This is a genomic window from Roseateles sp. GW821-FHT03B02, assembly GCF_059421025.1.
In genome coordinates this window covers 459434-476483 of record NZ_JBWKUV010000001.1, presented here as the reverse complement: position 1 = coordinate 476483, position 17050 = coordinate 459434, and the positions used below count along the sequence as shown (strand labels likewise).

The window sequence follows — 17050 nt, the reverse complement described above, 5'->3', positions numbered from 1 at the left end:
GTCAGTCCAGCTTGGCGCCCGAGCGCTTGACGACCTCGGCCCAGCGCTTGATCTCGGCGCTGACGAACTGGCCAAAGGCGTCGCCGTAGAGGTTGGGCGTCTCGGCGCCCAGGCCGTGCCAGATGTTGCGGATGTCGTCGGTGGCGAAGGCCTTGCGCAGCTCGGCCTGCATGGCCGCCACCGCCTCCTTGGACGTGCCCTTGGGCGCCCACAGGCCGTACCAGGTCGACACCTCGTAGCCCGGCACGCCGGCCTCGGCGGCGGTGGGCACGTCGGGAAAGCCGACGGCGCGCTTCGGGGCGGCGACGGCCAGCGCCTTGATGCGGCCGCTCCTGATGTGGGTGGCCGACGAGCCCAGGCCGTCGAACATCATGTCCACCTGGCCGGCGATCAGGTCCTGCAGGGCCGGGCCGGCGCCGCGGTAAGGGATGTGGGTGATGAAGGTCTTGGTGTTGAGCTTGAACAGCTCGCCGGCCAGGTGGTGGGAGGTGCCGTTGCCGGCCGAGCCGTAGTTGAGCTTGCCGGGCTTGGCGCGCACGGTGGCGAGCAGGCCCTTCAGGTCGGCCACGGGCACCTGGCCCGGGTGCACGACGATGACCTGCGGCACGCTGGCCAGCAGCGCCACGGGGATGAAGTCGTCCTCCAGCCGGTAGTCCAGCCTGGGGTACATGGACGGCGCGATGGCGTGGTGCACGGCGCCCATGAAGAAGTTGCTGCCGTCGGCCGGCAGCTTGGCGGCGATGCTGGCCCCCACCGTGCCGCCGGCGCCGCCCTTGTTGTCGATGATGACCTGGCGGCCCATCTGCTTGGTCATCAGCGCCGTCAGCGGTCGGGCGAAGGCGTCGGTGCCGCCGCCGGCGGGGAAGGGCACGATCCAGGTGGTGGGCTTGTTGCCCTGGGCCTGGGCGAGCCAGGGGCTCATCAGCACTGGCAGCAGCGTGCGGCGCTTCATCGGCTTGTCTCCGTGGGTGTCGTGCGGGCGATTATGGGCAAGGCTCAGGTGGCCAGCAGCGCCGTGATGCGGGCCAGCAGCTCGGGCTTGGAGAAGGGCTTGTTGAGGCTGTCGCAGCGCGCTTCCTGCAGGAACTGGCGGGCGATGGGCGAGAGCGTGTCGCCGGTGACGAACAGCATGCGCCGCGCCAGCGCCGGGTGTTGCCCCTTGACCTCGCGCCAGAGCTGGGCACCGTCGATGTCGGGCATGTGCAGGTCGCTGACGATGGCGTCGAAGCGGGCTTCAGCCAGCATGGCCAGGGCCACCGCGCCCGACTCGGCCGTCATGACCTCGTAGCCGGCGCCGGAGAGCATCTCGCCGATCAGCTCGGCGATCTCGGCCTCGTCGTCGACGATCAGCAGGCGGGCGCTGCGCTCGTCGGTCTCGGTCAGCGGCGCGGGTTCGGTCTCGGTCGCCTCGGGTTCGCCGCTGACGGGCAACTGCAGGCAGAAGCAGGCGCCGCTGCCATCGTCCTGCAGCGTGAGCTCGCCGCCATGGTCGCGTGCGATGGAGCGCGACACGGCCAGGCCCAGGCCGGTGCCCACGCCCTCGCTCTTGGTCGTGAAGAAGGGCTCGAAGATGCGCTCGCGCAGTTCGGGCGAGATGCCGGGGCCGTTGTCGCGCACCCGCAGCCAGACGCGCGGCGTGCGGCGGCGGTCGCCGTCGGTCATGGGGGCCACGCCGGTGGAGACCGTCAGGCGCCGGCCGTGGTCGCGCGCGCCCAGCGCCTGCTGGGCGTTGACGATGAGGTTGAGGACGATCTGGCCGATCTGGTCGGCGTCGGCCTTGACGGGCGGCAGGCCCGGCAGCAGGTCCAGCGCGACGGCGATGCCGTGGCTGCGCAGCACATAGCCCAGCATGTCGACGGCAGCCGTGGCGAGATCGTTCAGCGCCACCTCGCTGCGGTTGGCCGGGCGGCTGCGCGCCATGTTCAGGAAGGTGCGCACGATGCGGCCGCAGCGCTCGGCGGCATCAAAGATGCGCTGGGCGTCGGCGGCGCGCGGGTCGCCGCTCATCTTCTCGGCCAGCAGCGCCGCGCGGCCCATGACGATGGACAGCGGGTTGTTCAGCTCGTGGGCCACGCCAGCCAGCAGGCTGCCCATGGCCGTCAGCTTCTCGCTCTGGCGCAGCGCCTCGCGCTGGCGCTCGATCTCGCTCTGCGCGGTCTGGCGCTCGGACAGGTCGAACAGCGAGGCGGTGTAGAAGGTCTGCGCGCCGACCCCCGTGCGCCACAGCACCATCTCGACGGGGAACTCGCTGCCGTCGGCGCGCAGGGCCGGCATCTCGACGCGCCGCCCCATGACGCGCTGCTCGCCGCCGGCCGTCACGCGGGCCATGCCGGCGTCGTGGGCGGCGCGCAGCCGCGGCGGGATCATGACTTCTGCCACCGAGCGGCCGATGGCCTGCTCGCGGGCGATGCCGAACATGCTCGCGGCAGCCGGGTTGAACTCGACGACGTGGCCGGTCTCGTCGGTCGAGACGAGGGCCGCCATCGCGTTGTCGAAGATGGAGGACTTCAGCGCCTCGCTGGCCTGCAGCTGGGCCACCTTGGCCGACAGCTCCGCGTCGCGCTGCTTGAGCTCGGTCAAGTCCAGGCTGATGGCCACGGTCGCCTGGGGTACGCCGCCCTGCACGTCCACCGGCACGAGGTGCTCTCGCATGTAGCGTCGGCCCACGCCGGCGAGCTCGGTCCAACCCTCCCAGGCGACGGTCTGGCCCGTGGCCAGGCGCTGGCGCATGGCGGCGTAGCTGGCGTAGGCGACCTCGCCGAGGATGCGGCCGATGGGCTGGGTCAGCACCTGCTTGGGGTGCAGGCGGGTGAACTTGAAGAACTCGTGGTTGGCCCAGACGAAGCGCTCGTTGACGTCGATGACGACGACGCGGGCCGGCACGGCCTCCAGCAGTTGCGACAGCAGCGGCAGCGTGGCCTGCAGCACGCTGCCGAGTTCGCCCACGCCGGCGTCCGGCGCGGGGTGGAAGTGAAGGTCGTCGGTCATCAAGGCGCTCTCCCTGGCGCCGCGATGATACGAAGGCTCAAGCCGCCAGCGCCTCGGTGGCGGCCCCGGTCTGCATGGTGCGGGCGACGTGGCCGTACATGCTCGTCCAGGCCTCACGGACCTCGGGCGTGAAGCCGTCGCCCAGGCCGGCGGCCAGCGTGTCCAGCAGGGCCGCGCCGACGCTGGCGTAATGGGCCTCGACGACACCGTAGCCGGCGTGGCGCTGGCCCAGCTTGAGCAGCACGGGGGTCAGCGAGGCGGGGCGGTCCAGCAGGTCGATGGCGGCGCTCATCATCTGCATCAGCCGGGCGCCCTGCTCGCCCATGTCGCCGCCGCGGAAGAGGGCGCGCAGGGCGGGGTCACGGGCGAAGAGCTGGGCGTAGAAGGCCTCGGCCACCGTGGCGGCCAGGGGCTTGAGCGGCTGGAAGCTGGCGCGGATCAGGTCGATTTGCTGCGGGGTCATGGCGGGGCCTTTCAGGTACGGACGTAGGCGTCGAAAACGGAGGCGAAGACGCACAGCAGCGGCAGGGCCGCGACGAGGCGCTCCAGGGGGTGCCAGCCCGGGGCTGGCGGCAGGCAAAGGTCTTCGAGGTCTTCGGCAAAGGCCTCGCTGCGGTAGGTGACGGCCAGGGTGTCCGGCCAGTCGGTCAGGGGGTCGTCGCTGCGGTAGCTCATGGCGGTCTCCGTTGATCGGTGTCGCCACTGTCGGATCGGCGGGTTTCAGTGCTGCTTCACTGCAGGGGCTGTGTGTTGCGTTTGTTTCAGTGCCGCGCCGCCATCCGGGCGGCCTGCCTATCATTCGTCGCCATGCCAGACACCCTGCCCACCGTCCTGCTCGTCGACGACGAGCCCGAACTGCGCGCCCTGCTGGCCGAGTACTTCGGCCGCAACGGCTTCGAGGTCATGCAGGCCGAGGACGCCGCCGCCGCCCGTGCCCGGGTGGCGGAGCGCGTGCCCGACGTGGCCGTGCTCGACATCAACATGCCGGGCGAGAACGGCCTGTCCCTGGCCCGCGCGCTGCGCGAGGCCCACCCGCGCCTGGCCGTGCTGATGCTGACGACAGCCGGCGAGGCCATCGACCGCATCGTCGGCCTGGAGGTGGGGGCGGACGACTACGTCGCCAAGCCCTTCGAGCTGCGCGAGCTGCTGGCCCGGGTGCGCGCCGTGCTGCGCCGGCTGCAGGTCACGGCCGCGCCGGCCGCGGCACCGGGCGACCCGGAGCGCGTCGCCTTCGGCCTGTGCGAGCTGGACATCGCGCAACGCAAGCTCTTCGGCGTTGGCGGCGAGGAGATCGACATCACGGCCGCCGAGTTCGACCTGCTCGCCCTGTTCGCCCGCCACCCGAACCGGCCGCTGAACCGCGACCAGATCATGGAGCAGGCCCACAACCGCGGCTGGGACGTGTTCGACCGCAGCATCGACCTGCGCGTCATGCGCCTGCGCCGCAAGGTGGAGCGCAACCCCGACAAGCCCGAGGTCATCAAGACCGTGCGCAACGTCGGCTACGTCTACGTGCCCGCCGCGCGCAACCATTGAAACCCGCCGGCGCCGCGTTTGAAGCGGCGCTGATACGTGCGCTTTCGAGACTGTGAACCGTCAGCCCCGAACCCTGGGGCGGCCCAACACACCTCTCAAGGAGCACGTCATGCAGAAGTCCCTCAAGCCCGTCCTCGGTTTCCTCGACGACGGCATCCTCGCCTCCACGACCGAGTCGGTCCTGTTCACGAGCCACGTGGACGGCCAGGCCGTCACCGGGCAGCGCTCGATGAAGACCTTCGACCTCAGCGACTTCACCGACGAGGTCTACGGCACGGCCGGCGCCGACGCCATCTACGCCGAGGCCGGTGACGACAAGGTCAACGGCGGCGCCGGTGACGACTACATCGACGGCGGCAACGGCATGGACACGCTTTACGGCGGCGAGGGCAACGACAACCTCTTCGGCGGCTACGGCAACGACTACCTGCAGGGCGATGCCGGCAACGACGTGCTCAGCGGCGGCGTCGGCAACGACACGATGGCGGGCGGCACGGGCGACGACCTCTACATGGTCTGGGACGCCGGCGACGTCGTCACCGAAGCCGCCGGCCAGGGCAACGACACCGTCATGGCGCGGCTGTCGGGCTACACGCTAACGGCCAACGTCGAGAACCTGATCGCCGACCCGGCCATGGCCAATGTGCCGGTCACCTTCACCGGCAATGCGCTGAACAACCGCATCAGCGGCGCGGCCGGCAACGACTTCCTCTACGGCGGTGCCGGCAACGACCAGCTCGACGGCAAGGCCGGCGCCGACACGATGGTGGGCGGCACGGGCAACGACCTCTACCGCGTTGACAGCGCCGGTGACCAGACCCTCGAGCAGGCTGGCGAAGGCACCGACACCGTCATCGCCACGCGCAGCTGGCAGATCGCCGCCAACATCGAGAATCTCTACTTCGAGAACAGCGCCGACGCGCCCACCCAGGTCTTCCTCGGCTACGGCAACGACCTGGCCAACCAGATCAGCGGCGGCAACGGTGGCGACTACCTGTACGGCTTCGGCGGCGACGACATCATGGACGGCGGCGCTGGCGCCGACTTCCTGGCCGGCGGTACCGGCAACGACACCTACATCATGTCCGGCCAGGCCGACACCATCGCCGAGTACGCCGGCGAAGGCATCGACCGCGTGCGTGCCAACCTGGCCTACGTCGATCTGCCGGAGAACGTCGAGAACCTCGACTTCTTCGTCAGCGTCGTCGACGGCAAGCTCGTCGGCCCGGCCAGCTTCGTCGGCAATGGCAACGCCCTCAACAACGAGATCACCGGCTGGTCGCTGGACGACCGCCTCTACGGCAACGACGGCGACGACAGTCTCTACGGCCTGGACGGCAACGACACCCTGGTGGGCGGCAACGGCAACGACCTGCTGGACGGCGGCAACGGCGTCAACTCGATGAATGGCGGCGCCGGCAACGACACCTATGTGCTGCACGACGACATGAGCGAGGCCGTCGTCGAGATGGCCGGCGGCGGCCGAGACCTGGTGCTAACGCTGGACAACATCACCCACATGATGGCCAACGTCGAGGACATGCGCTTCATCGGCAGCGGCAATTTCAAGGGCGTCGGCAACGCCGGCGACAACCAGATCACCGGCGGTGCCGGTGGGCAGAACTCGCTCTACGGCGGCGACGGCAACGACACGCTGATCGGCGCAGGCCAGAGCGACTACCTCGACGGCGGCAGCGGCTTCGACACGATGCGCGGCAGCGCGGGCAGCGACGTCTACTTCGTCGACAGCATCTGGGACACGGTGGTGGAGAACGCCAACGAGGGCTTCGACACCGTCGACACCTCGCTGGGCAACTACACGCTGGGTGCCAATGTCGAGGCGCTGCGCTTCTGGAACAGCCTGGACAGCATCGGCGTGGGCAATGACGCCGCCAACCAGATCGAGGGCAGCGGCGGCAACGACCAGCTCTTCGGCAAGAGTGGCGACGACGCGCTGTGGGGCGGCGGCGGCAACGACCGTCTGGACGGTGGCACCGGCAGCAACACGCTGTTCGGCGGCAGCGGCAAGGACGTCTTCATCTTCCGCCAGGCCCTGCCCGGCGAACTGCAGACCGTCCGCGACTTCGTCAAGGGCGACGACAAGATCGACTTCTCCGCCATCGACGGCAACGCCGCGCAGGCGGGAGACCAGCAGCTCGCCTTCTCCTTCAACGGCCAGTTCGTCGGCGGCGGCCAGGGCAGCTTTTATGTCGAGAAGATCGCCTACGCCGGCAGTGGCGACTACCAGACCTATGTGCACGTCGACGCCAATGGCGACGGCAAGCTGGACCTGGACATCCTGCTGACGGGCGCCAGCCACTACGCGCTGTCCATCGGTGACTTCGGGCTCTGACCACGACCTGAGAACAAATGAAACCCGGCGCGAAGCCGGGCTGAAACGGTGGCCCGCAAGACTGCGGGCCACTGTCATTCCAGCCCTCGCCCGCGCCATGAACCCCACCTCCCCCGCCTTCGACCTGCCCCGGCTGCTCAAGCGCCACGCACTGGCCTTCGGCCTCTTCAGCCTGGCCATCACGGCCCTGCTGCTGGTGCCCACGGTCTACATGCTGCAGGTCTACGACCGCGTGCTCGCCAGCCGCAACGAGACCACGCTGCTGGTGCTGACGGGCCTCACGCTGGGCCTTTACGGCCTGCTGGTGGCGCTGGAGGCGGTGCGTTCGGCCGTCTGCGCTCGCGTGGCGGCACGGGCCGACGCGCTGATCGCGCCGCATGTTTTCGCTGCCGCCGTGCAGCCCGCCGCCGGCCAGCCGCCCCAGCTGCTGGCGGCCGACCTGGCCACGCTGCGCCAGGCCCTGGCCGGCCCGCTGCCGGCCCTGCTGTTCGACCTGCCGATGGGCCTGGTCTTCGTGCTCGTGGCGGCCCTGGTGGATGTCTGGCTGGGCGCCTTCGTGGCCCTGTCGATCGCGCTGCTGGTGAGCCTGGCCCTGTGGCAGGAGCGCCGTTTGCGCGCTCCGGCAAAGCAGGCCCAGCTGGACGCCGCCCAGGCCCAGCAGGCCCTGCACGAGGCTGCCCGCCAGGCCGAGACGGTGCGCGCCCTCGGCCTGCAGCCCTCGCTCGCTGCCCGCTGGGCCGCGCTGCACGGCCGCGCCTCGGGCCAGCAACTGGCCGCCGCCGCGGAAAGCGGTCGCATCGGCGCGCTGCAGCGCCTGGCACGCCTGGCCACCCAGTCCCTGGCTCTGGGCCTGGGCGCCTGGCTGGTGCTGGAGCAGCGCATCAGCCCGGGCATGATGATGGCGGCCAGCCTGCTGCTGGGCCGGGCCCTGCAGCCCTGGGAGGGGCTGATCCAGCAGGGGCGCAGCCTGGCCGCGCTGCGCGAGAGCTGGCCGCGCCTGCGCGAGCTGCTGACCCGGCCGGCCGCGCCCGAGCCCATCGCACTGCCCGCGCCGCGCGGTGCCCTGCGCGTCGAAGGCCTGGGCCTGAGCCTGGACGGCGAGGCCGAGCTGCTCGCGGGCCTGGACTTCGAGGTCGCGCCCGGCGAGGTGGTCGCCATCGTCGGCCCCAGCGGCGCCGGCAAGTCGACGCTGGCACGCCTGCTCTGCGGCGGCATCGAGCCCGGCCGCGGCTGCGTGCGGCTGGACGGCGCCACGCTGGCGCAATGGCCGGCTGCCCAGCGCGCCACCGCCATCGGCGTGCTGCCGCAGGACCTGCAGTTCTTCGACGGCACGGTGGCCGAGAACATCGCCCGCCTGGCCCGGCTGGACGACGACGAGGTCGCTCGCGCGGCCGTCGTGCGCGCCGCCCAGGCCGCCGGCGTGCACGAGCTCATCCTGCGTCTGCCGCAGGGCTACCAGACCCGTCTGGGCTCGCAGGGCGTGCAGCTCTCCGGCGGCCAGCGCCAGCGCGTGGGCCTGGCCCGCGCCCTCTACGGCGACCCGGCCCTGCTGGTGCTGGACGAGCCCAACGCCCATCTCGACGAGCCCGGCGAGCAGGCCCTGCGCCGTGCGCTGCTGATCCACAGGCAGGCCGGCCGCTCGGCCGTCGTCATCACCCACCGCAACGCGCTGCTGGCCGTGGCCGACCGCGTGCTGCTGCTGCGCGGTGGCCGTGTCGCCGCCGTCGAACCGCGCCCCGCGCTGCGCAGCGCCTGAACCTGGATCCCGCCATGCAAGACCTTCAAGACGATCTCCGCCCCCTGGTGCGCCGCGGCCTCGTGCTGCTGGTGCTGGGCTTCGGCGGCTTCCTGGCCGCCGCGGCCTGGGCGCCAGTGGACCAGGCCCTGCTCGGCCAGGGCTCGCTCGCCGCGGCCAGCCAGCGCAAGGCCGTGCAGCCGGCCTTCGGCGCCGCCGTGCGCGCACTGCATGTGGCCGAGGGCGACCGTGTGCGCGCCGGCCAGCTGCTGGTGGAACTGGACAGCACCGCCGCCGAGGCCGAGCAGGCCGCCGCGCGCCGCCAGGCCTTGCTGCTGGCGGCCTCGCGCGAGCGCCTGTCGGCCCTGCTGCAGGGGCAGGGCGCGCTGGCCTTCTCGGCCGCGTTGAAGCGTGACGCCGCGGCCCTGCCCGCCGGCGCCGCGCTGCTGGACACGCAGGCCTCGCTGTTCCGCAGCCTGGCCCAGGGCCAGCGCGACGGCACGACCCAGCTCGCCGCGCGCCGCGCCCAGCTGGCCCGCGAGGCCGAGGGTCAGCAGGCGGGCCTTGCCGAGCAGCGCGCCCAGCGCGACCTCGTGCAGCAGCAGACGGCCCAGCTCGAAGACCTGGCTCGCCAGGGCTATTACCCGCGCCTCAAGCTGGCCGACGCCCAGCGCCAGCTGCACGCGGCCCAGCAGGAGGAGGCGCGCGGCACGGCCGAGCTGGCCCGGCTGCGCGAGGCCGCGCGCGAGGCGGATGCCACGAAGTCCCTGCGGGGCGCCGAGCTGAAGCGCGACTGGCAGGCCGAGCTGCTGGAGGCCGAGCGACAGGGCGCCCAGCTTGCCGCCCGCATGGCCACGCTGGCCCAGCAGATCGCCCAGAGCCGGCTCTTGGCGCCGGTGGACGGCACAGTCGTTGGCCTGGCCGTGCACACGGTGGGCGGCGTCGTGCAGAGCGGGCAGACACTGATGGAGCTGGTGCCCAGCGACGACGAGTTGTTGGTCGACAGCCGCTTTCCGCTGGTGGCCGGCGAGAAGCTGCATGCCGGGCAGGACGCCGACCTCGTCTTCACCAGCCTGGACCGCACACAGACCCCGACGCTGCGCGGCCGCGTGCTGACTGTCAGCGCCGACAAGCTGGAGGACAACCGCAGCGGCGCCGGCTACCTGCGTGTGCGCGTCGCGCTGTCAGGAGGTGAACGCCAGCGGCTGCGCGGCGTGGAACTGCGCGCCGGCCTGCCGGTGGAGGTGATGGTGAGCCTGGGCGAGCGCTCGCTGCTGGGCTGGTGGCTGAAGCCGCTGACGGACCGCCTGGGCCACGCCTTCAGCGGCGCTTGATCAGTTGGGTTCAGGCAGCTTGAGCCAGCGCTGCAGCCGGGTGCGCAGCGCGACGAAGTCCAGCGGCTTGGTCAGGTGCTCGTCCATGCCGGCTTCCAGGCTGGCGGCCACGTCGGCGTCCAGCGCATGGGCTGTCAGGGCGAGGATGGGGAAGGCCGGCAGGCTGCCTTCGCGTTGCTGGGCACGGATGCGACGCGCACATTCCAGGCCGTCCATGCCGGGCATCTGGATGTCCATCAGCACGAGGTCGGGGGCGGCGTCTGCACAGGCGGCCAGGGCCTCGATGCCGTTCTTCGCCAGGCGGGTCTGCACACCCATCAGCGCCAGGAACTCCAGCGCGACAACCTGGTTGATGTGGTTGTCTTCCACGAGCAGAACCAGCGCCGGACGCTGATTCGTGGAGGCACCTTCCTCGCTCGGCTCCCGCGCGTCGCCACGCTCGCCATCGGTGGCGGCGTTCAGCCAGAACGGAACCAGCGCCGGCGCTGGTTCGGGCAACCTCGACTTGTCCATCCCCATGTCCTTGTTCAGTTTGTTTTTATAGCGACCCCGGTCGGGCCGTGAGCCATTGTTGCCTCAGCCGGTGCCGCCGCGCAACCGGATGCCCCACAAATGCGGTGAGGCTTGGCCGCTCACGGCGCCCGAATCGACCGCCCGTCGGACGCGCGTGCTGACAGTTTTCGTCAACTGGCCTCCCTACACTGCTCGCCTTTGTCGTTTTGGCCCCCACCCCGCAATGTCTGACGGTCTGATCCGCATCCGAGGCGCTCGGCAGCACAACCTCAAGAACCTCGACCTGGATCTGCGCACCGCGGAGCTGACCGTCGTGACCGGGCCCAGCGGCTCCGGCAAGTCCAGCCTGGTGTTCGACACCCTCTATGCCGAGGGCCAGCGCCGCTATGTGGAGACTTTCTCCGCCTACGCGCGCCAGTTCCTGGACCGCATGGACCGCCCGGCTGTGGACAAGGTGGACGGCGTGCCGCCCGCCATCGCCATTGACCAGACGAACCCGGTGCGTACCAGCCGATCCACGGTGGGCACCATGACGGAGCTCAATGATCACCTGAAGCTGCTTTACGCCCGCGCGGCCGAGCTTTTTGATCGCAAGACGGCACTGCCGGTCAGGCATGACACGGCGCAGAGCATTTATGTGGCGCTGGTGGCTCGCGGAGAAGCCGCCGGGGACCCCAGGATGGTGCTGACCTTCCCGGTGGAGCTGCCCGGCAACACCTCGGCCGAGCAGGTGCAGCAATGGCTATCCGCCAGCGGCTTCACTCGCGTGCAGGGCGAGCGCGAGGTCGAAGGTAAAAAAGTGTTGGACGTGGTGGCCGACCGCTTCCGCATCGCGGGCGCCGACAGGCAGCGCGCGATGGAGGCCATCGAGCTCTGCCTGAAGCGCGGCGCCGGCAGGGTGAATGTTCACGTCGGCGACGACGGCGCCACGCTGTGGCGTTTTTCCACCGGCCTGCACTGTCCCGAAAGCGACATCCGCTACGCCGACCCGCAGCCGGCGCTGTTCTCCTTCAACTCGGCCTTCGGCGCCTGCGACAGCTGCCGCGGCTTCGGCCGCGTCATTGGCGTGGACCTGGGCCTCGTCATCCCCGACGAGCGCAAGACCCTGCGCAACGGCGCCATCAAGCCCATGCAGACACCGGCCTGGAAGGACTGCCAGGACGACCTGCTGAAGTACGCCGGCGAGGCCGGCATCCCGCGCGATACGCCGTGGAAGGAATTGAGCCCGGCCCAGCGCGAATGGGTCATCAACGGCACGCCGAACTGGAATGGCAACTGGAACAAGCAGTGGTACGGGGTCAAGCGCTTCTTCGACTACCTGGAGAGCAAGGCCTACAAGATGCACATCCGCGTGCTCTTGTCCAAGTACCGCAGCTACACCGAATGCCCGAGCTGCCGCGGCGCGCGGCTGAAGACGGAGGCGTTGCTGTGGCGTGTGGGAGCCAAGGCGCTGGCCGATGCGGCGCTGCCGGCCGCGCAGCGCTTTCTGCCGGTGGGCGTCGATTGGTCGCGTGAGCAGTTGGAGTCACTGCCCGGCCTGGCGCTGCACGACCTGATGCAGCTCCCCATCCAGCGCCTGCGCGACTTCGTCGACGGCCTGCAGCTGCCCAGCACCATGCTTGACGAGGCGCTGAAGCTGCTGCTGGACGAGATCCGCCACCGCAGCCGCTACCTCTGCGACGTGGGCCTGGGTTATCTGACGCTGGACCGCCAGAGCCGCACGCTGTCCGGCGGCGAGGTGCAGCGGATCAACTTGACCACGGCGTTAGGGACTTCGCTCGTCAACACGCTGTTCGTGCTGGACGAGCCCAGCATCGGCCTGCATCCGCGCGACATGGGCCGTATCAACCAGGCCATGCTGCGCCTGCGCGATGCCGGCAACACGCTGGTCGTCGTCGAGCACGACCCCGCCGTCATGTTGGCCGCTGACCGATTGATCGATATGGGGCCCGGCCCCGGCGAGCGCGGCGGCCAGATCGTCTTCGACGGCACGCCCGAGCAGATCCGCTCGGCCGACACGCTGACCGGCGCCTACCTCGGCGCGCGCAAGCATGTCGGCATGGGCCTCAAGCGTCTGGTGGACGAGTCCACGCCCAAGCTCATCCTCGAAGGCGTGCGCGAGCACAACTTGAAGGACGTGTCCGTCGAGTTCCCGCTGCAGCGTATGGTGGTCGTGACCGGCGTGTCCGGCTCGGGCAAGAGCACGCTGATGCAGGACGTGCTCTACCCGGCCCTGGCCCGCCAGTTCGGCAAGGCCACCGAGACGCCTGGCGCCCACGAGCGCCTGCTGGGCGCCGACCACCTGGCCGACGCGGTCTTCGTCGACCAGTCGCCCATCGGCAAGACGGCGCGCTCCAATCCCGCCAGCTACGTCGGGGCCTTCGACGAGATCCGCAAGCTGTTCGCCGTCGTGCCGCTGGCCGTTGAGCGCAGCTACGGCGCCGGCATGTTCAGCTTCAACGCCGGCGACGGCCGCTGCCCGACCTGCGGCGGCTCGGGCTTCGAGCATGTGGAGATGCAGTTCCTCAGCGACGTCTATCTGCGCTGCCCGGACTGCGACGGCAAGCGCTTCCGCGCCGAGATGCTGGACGTGAAGCTCAGCCTGAAGGATCGCGACCTCAGCGTGTCCGACGTTCTGGAGCTGACGGTCGCCGAGGCGGTCCACCTCTTCAGCGAGCATCGCGCCGTGCTCCAGAAGCTGCAGCCCATCGTCGACGTCGGCCTGGAATACGTGCGCCTGGGCCAGCCGGTGCCAACGCTGTCGGGCGGCGAGGCCCAGCGCCTGAAGCTCGCCGGCTTTCTGGCCGAAGCCGCGGCATCGCCGCGCTTCGGCGTGGCCAAAAAGGGCACGCTGTTCCTGTTTGACGAGCCGACGACCGGCCTGCACTTCGACGACATCGCCAAGCTTATGCGGGCCATGCGCAAGCTGCTGTCGGCGGGCCATTCGCTGATCCTGATCGAGCACAACCTCGACGTCATCCGCGCCGCCGACTGGCTCATCGACCTCGGCCCCGAGGGCGGTGAGGCGGGCGGTGAGGTGGTCTGCGTCGGCACGCCCGAAGAGATCACCAAGCACGCCACCTCGCACACCGCCGCGGCGCTGCGCGACTACGCCCTGCACATGGACCGCCCGGCCGTTGTCGTGGAAGAGGGCCGCCCGCTGCAGCAGCTCATCAAGGCCCGCCGCGCCGCCGACGAGGCCATCAAGATCGTCAACGCCCGCGAGCACAACCTCAAGGGCCTGAGCGTCGACATCCCGCGCGGCAAGTTCAACGTCGTGACCGGCGTCAGCGGCTCGGGCAAGTCCACGCTGGCCTTCGACATCCTGTTCAACGAGGGCCAGCGCCGCTATCTCGAATCGCTGAATGCCTATGCGCGCAGCATCGTGCAGCCGGCCGGCCGGCCCGAGGTGGATGCGGTGTGGGGCATCCCGCCGACCGTGGCCATCGAGCAGCGCCTGAGCCGCGGCGGCCGCAAGAGCACGGTGGCGACGACGACCGAGGTCTGGCACTTCCTGCGGCTGCTCTACGTGAAGCTGGGCGTGCAGCACTGCGTCAACGATGGCGCGCCGGTGCGGCCGCAGAGTGTCGAGTCCATCGCCGCGCAGCTGATGCGCGACTACCGCGGCCAGCATGTGGGCCTGCTCGCGCCGCTGGTGGTCGCACGCAAGGGCGTCTACACCGACCTCGCCAAATGGGCCAAGGGCCGCGGCCACACGCATCTGCGCGTCGACGGCGAATTCCTGCCGACGTCGCCCTGGCCGCGCATCGACCGCTTCAAGGAGCACACGCTGGAGCTGCCGGTCGGTGACCTCGTTATCGAGCCGGAACGCGAAGCCGAGCTGCGCGAGCTGCTGGCCAAGGCGCTGGATGCCGGCAAGGGCGTGCTGCATCTGCTGGCGCCGCTGGACGGCCTGTCGGTAGAGGGCGGCGCGACCGGCGCCGGTGTCGGCACGGTCAAGGTCTTCTCCACCAAGCGCGCCTGCCCGGCCTGCGGCACCAGCTACCCCGAACTGGACCCGCGGCTGTTCTCCTACAACTCCAAGCACGGCTGGTGCACCAGCTGTGTCGGCACCGGCCTGCAGCTGACGCGCGAGCAGCGCAAGGCCCTGGACGACAGCGTGCAGACCGACGACAACCGCGGCCGCGAGCAGAGCTTCCCGTCGGAAGAGGCCGAGGTGGAGGGCCTGACGGATGCCGTCTGCCCCGACTGCCATGGCACGCGGCTGAACGCGACGGCACGCTCGGTCGAATTCGAGGACAAGGGCATCGGTGACGTGGCGGCCTGGAGCGTCGGCGAGGCGCGCGAATGGGTGCGCGGCCTGCATCTGCATGGCCGCGATGCCGACATCGCCCGCGACGTCGTCAGCGAAATCCTCGGCCGGCTCGAGTTCCTCGAAGAGGTGGGGCTGGGCTATCTGACGCTGGACCGTGCGGCGCCCACGCTGTCGGGCGGTGAGGCCCAGCGCATCCGGCTGGCCGCCCAGCTCGGCAGCAACCTGCAAGGCGTCTGCTATGTGCTGGACGAGCCCACCATCGGCCTGCACCCTCGCGACAACCAGATCCTGCTGAAGGCGCTGGCCACGCTGGGCGACAAGGGCAACACCCTGGTCGTCGTCGAGCACGACGAGGACACCATCCGCCGTGCCGACCACATCATCGACATCGGCCCCGGCGCCGGCAAACGCGGTGGCCGCGTGGTGGCCGAAGGGACGGCGGCGCAACTGGCGCTGCAGCCGGAGTCGACGACGGGCCGCATGCTGGCCCATCCGCTGATCCACCCGCTGCAGGCGCGCCGGCCCATCGAGGCCGATGCACCCAAGCTGACCGTGCTCAACGCGGCCCTGCACAACCTGAAGGCCGTGACTGTGGACGTGCCGCTGCACCGCCTCGTCGCCGTGACGGGCGTGTCCGGTTCGGGCAAGTCGACCCTCGCGCGCGACGTGCTGCTGGCCAACATGGCTGTGGCCGTGCCGCTGCGCAAGGCGCCGGCCAGGTGGGCGGGCTGCGACGGCATCGAAGGCCATGCGCAGGTCGACCGCGTGCTGGAGGTCGACCAGACCCCCATCGGCAAGACGCCGCGCTCCTGCCCGGCCACCTACATCGGCTTCTGGGACGCCATCCGCAAGTTGTTCGCCGAGACGCTGGAGTCCAAGGCGCGCGGCTATGCGCCGGCCCGCTTCAGCTTCAACACCGGCGCGGGCCGCTGCCCCGGCTGCGAAGGCCAGGGCATGAAGACCATCGAGATGAGCTTCCTGCCCGATGTGAAGGTGCCCTGCGACCAATGCCACGGTCAGCGCTTCAACCCGGAGACCCTGGGCGTCAGCTGGCGCGGCAAGAGCATCGGCGACGTGCTGGCCATGGAGGTCGACGAGGCCGTCGAGTTCTTCGCATCGATGCCGTCCATCGCCCACCCGCTGCAATTGCTGAAGGACGTCGGCCTGGGCTATCTGACCCTGGGCCAGCCGTCGCCGACGCTGTCGGGCGGCGAGGCGCAGCGCATCAAGCTGGTGTCGGAACTGGTCAAGGTGCGTGACGACGTGACGCGCCGCGGCCAGAAGGCGCCGCACACGCTGTACGTGCTGGACGAGCCCACCGTTGGCCTGCACATGGCCGACGTCGAAAAGCTGATCCGCGTGCTGCATCGGCTGGTGGCGGGCGGGCATTCGGTGGTCGTCATCGAGCATGACCTCGACGTCATCGCCGAGGCCGACTGGGTGCTGGACCTGGGTCCCGAAGGCGGTGATGCGGGCGGCCGCGTGGTGGTCGAAGGCGCGCCCGAGCAGGTGGTGGCCAGCGGCAGCCATACGGGTGTGGCCTTGAAGCCGGTGCTGGCGAGGACGGCCTGAGGCCAGGCCGAGCTTCGGTTTTCCGGAACCGTCGCTGAGCCGCCGCCAGCTTCATCGCCGCCGCGAGGCCGCGCACACTGCGGCCTTCGACGGACGGGGCTTGCGATGGCTTTTCTTGTGGGTTGGGTGCTGGTCCTGCTGCTGCTGGCACTGTGGTCGAGCGTGGTGTGGACGGCGCAGTCCTTTCTCGCCGCGCTGCTGTCCCATGCCGGCACCTTGGGCGCGGGCGACTGGAGCCTGCCGGAGTCGCTGAGGGACGGGCTGCCGCAAGCGGTGGCGGACTGGCTGGTGTCCACGGTCGAGACGCTGACGCCGCAGCTGCAATCGCTGGCCGGCGCGCTGCCGTCGCTGTCGGGGGGTGTCACGGTGTTGGCCTGGGTTGTGTGGGCGCTGGGCTCAGCGACGCTGCTCGTGCTCGGAGTGGCCCTCCACGTCGGCGTGGCCTTGTGGCGCAAGTCGGCGCGGTCCGGTGCGCCGGGCAAGGCGGCGGCGCTGCGTTGACCCTGCCGCCCCTCGCCGCTTCTTCAACCTGAACCAAGTTCGACAGATGGATTCCCTGACGCTCTGCCTCACCCTCCTCGCCACCGTGCTCGGCGGGTGCGCCTGGCAGGCCTGGCGCCTGCGCAATGACCGGCGCGACGTCTGGCTCATCAGCGCTTCCAGCGGTGCGACGGGCCTGGGCGCGGCGCTGTCTCACTGGCTCTGAAGCGTGACGAATGGGCCGGGCGCGGCGCATCCCTAGA

12 protein-coding genes are annotated in these 17050 nt (G+C 70.4%); 7 read left to right on the top strand and 5 right to left on the bottom strand.

The features are described 5' to 3' along the window. Position 1: 1 nt before the first annotated feature. The 4 genes from AC07VX_RS02085 to AC07VX_RS02070 are packed head-to-tail and all read right to left on the bottom strand — an operon-like array spanning position 2 to position 3663. Positions 2 to 952 carry a Bug family tripartite tricarboxylate transporter substrate binding protein gene (locus AC07VX_RS02085; RefSeq protein WP_493163384.1) on the bottom strand — a complete coding sequence of 317 codons (951 nt, stop codon included), beginning with the start codon at positions 950 to 952 and terminating at the stop codon, positions 2 to 4. Between the two features lie 44 nt (positions 953 to 996). Beyond that, positions 997 to 2988 carry a hybrid sensor histidine kinase/response regulator gene (locus tag AC07VX_RS02080; protein ID WP_493163385.1) on the bottom strand — a complete coding sequence of 664 codons (1992 nt, stop codon included), beginning with the start codon at positions 2986 to 2988 and terminating at the stop codon, positions 997 to 999. 37 nt (positions 2989 to 3025) lie between these two features. Further along, the gene (locus AC07VX_RS02075; protein WP_493163386.1) at positions 3026 to 3451 is read right to left on the bottom strand and encodes a globin family protein; all 426 of its coding nucleotides are present in this window, start codon (positions 3449 to 3451) and stop codon (positions 3026 to 3028) included. Between the two features lie 11 nt (positions 3452 to 3462). Continuing rightward, on the bottom strand, positions 3463 to 3663 hold the full coding sequence (locus AC07VX_RS02070) for a hypothetical protein (protein WP_493163387.1): 201 nt from the start codon (positions 3661 to 3663) through the stop codon (positions 3463 to 3465). Between the two features lie 132 nt (positions 3664 to 3795). Between AC07VX_RS02070 and AC07VX_RS02065 the strand changes: the two genes are divergently transcribed. From AC07VX_RS02065 to AC07VX_RS02050, 4 genes are all read left to right on the top strand, one after another. Beyond that, on the top strand, positions 3796 to 4524 hold the full coding sequence (locus tag AC07VX_RS02065) for a response regulator (RefSeq protein WP_493163388.1): 729 nt from the start codon (positions 3796 to 3798) through the stop codon (positions 4522 to 4524). 109 nt (positions 4525 to 4633) lie between these two features. Beyond that, positions 4634 to 6877 carry a calcium-binding protein gene (locus tag AC07VX_RS02060; protein WP_493163389.1) on the top strand — a complete coding sequence of 748 codons (2244 nt, stop codon included), beginning with the start codon at positions 4634 to 4636 and terminating at the stop codon, positions 6875 to 6877. 97 nt (positions 6878 to 6974) lie between these two features. Next, complete coding sequence (locus AC07VX_RS02055) at positions 6975 to 8633, top strand: type I secretion system permease/ATPase (RefSeq protein WP_493163390.1); 1659 nt, start codon at positions 6975 to 6977, stop codon at positions 8631 to 8633. A 14-nt stretch (positions 8634 to 8647) separates the two neighbouring features. Next, positions 8648 to 9946, top strand: a complete 1299-nt coding sequence (locus AC07VX_RS02050; RefSeq protein WP_493163392.1) for an HlyD family type I secretion periplasmic adaptor subunit — start codon at positions 8648 to 8650, stop codon at positions 9944 to 9946. Here AC07VX_RS02050 and AC07VX_RS02045 read toward each other — a convergent pair whose 3' ends face one another. Beyond that, on the bottom strand, positions 9947 to 10459 hold the full coding sequence (locus AC07VX_RS02045; RefSeq protein ID WP_493163393.1) for a response regulator: 513 nt from the start codon (positions 10457 to 10459) through the stop codon (positions 9947 to 9949). A gap of 223 nt (positions 10460 to 10682) precedes the next feature. On the opposite strand from AC07VX_RS02045, the gene uvrA reads away from it, so the two are divergent. The 3 genes from uvrA (at position 10683) to AC07VX_RS02030 (ending at position 17013) form a co-directional block, all read left to right on the top strand. Next, the gene (uvrA, locus tag AC07VX_RS02040; protein WP_493163394.1) at positions 10683 to 16307 is read left to right on the top strand and encodes an excinuclease ABC subunit UvrA; all 5625 of its coding nucleotides are present in this window, start codon (positions 10683 to 10685) and stop codon (positions 16305 to 16307) included. Positions 16308 to 16412: 105 nt separating this feature from the next. After that, positions 16413 to 16808, top strand: a complete 396-nt coding sequence (locus AC07VX_RS02035; RefSeq protein WP_493163395.1) for a hypothetical protein — start codon at positions 16413 to 16415, stop codon at positions 16806 to 16808. Between the two features lie 46 nt (positions 16809 to 16854). Then, positions 16855 to 17013 (top strand): hypothetical protein, encoded by a 159-nt coding sequence (locus AC07VX_RS02030; RefSeq protein WP_493163396.1) that lies wholly within the window; start codon positions 16855 to 16857, stop codon positions 17011 to 17013. Positions 17014 to 17050: the final 37 nt, after the last annotated feature.

Bases quoted from the DNA above. Each gene is read 5' to 3' on its own strand.
- AC07VX_RS02045 (WP_493163393.1), bottom strand. From the start codon at position 10,459: ATGGACAAGTCGAGGTTGCCCGAACCAGCGCCGGCGCTGGTTCCGTTC.
- AC07VX_RS02030 (WP_493163396.1), top strand. From the start codon at position 16,855: ATGGATTCCCTGACGCTCTGCCTCACCCTCCTCGCCACCGTGCTCGGC.
- AC07VX_RS02080 (WP_493163385.1), bottom strand. From the start codon at position 2,988: ATGACCGACGACCTTCACTTCCACCCCGCGCCGGACGCCGGCGTGGGC.
- AC07VX_RS02050 (WP_493163392.1), top strand. From the start codon at position 8,648: ATGCAAGACCTTCAAGACGATCTCCGCCCCCTGGTGCGCCGCGGCCTC.
- AC07VX_RS02035 (WP_493163395.1), top strand. From the start codon at position 16,413: ATGGCTTTTCTTGTGGGTTGGGTGCTGGTCCTGCTGCTGCTGGCACTG.
- AC07VX_RS02060 (WP_493163389.1), top strand. From the start codon at position 4,634: ATGCAGAAGTCCCTCAAGCCCGTCCTCGGTTTCCTCGACGACGGCATC.
- AC07VX_RS02085 (WP_493163384.1), bottom strand. From the start codon at position 952: ATGAAGCGCCGCACGCTGCTGCCAGTGCTGATGAGCCCCTGGCTCGCC.
- AC07VX_RS02065 (WP_493163388.1), top strand. From the start codon at position 3,796: ATGCCAGACACCCTGCCCACCGTCCTGCTCGTCGACGACGAGCCCGAA.
- uvrA (WP_493163394.1), top strand. From the start codon at position 10,683: ATGTCTGACGGTCTGATCCGCATCCGAGGCGCTCGGCAGCACAACCTC.
- AC07VX_RS02055 (WP_493163390.1), top strand. From the start codon at position 6,975: ATGAACCCCACCTCCCCCGCCTTCGACCTGCCCCGGCTGCTCAAGCGC.
- AC07VX_RS02075 (WP_493163386.1), bottom strand. From the start codon at position 3,451: ATGACCCCGCAGCAAATCGACCTGATCCGCGCCAGCTTCCAGCCGCTC.
- AC07VX_RS02070 (WP_493163387.1), bottom strand. From the start codon at position 3,663: ATGAGCTACCGCAGCGACGACCCCCTGACCGACTGGCCGGACACCCTG.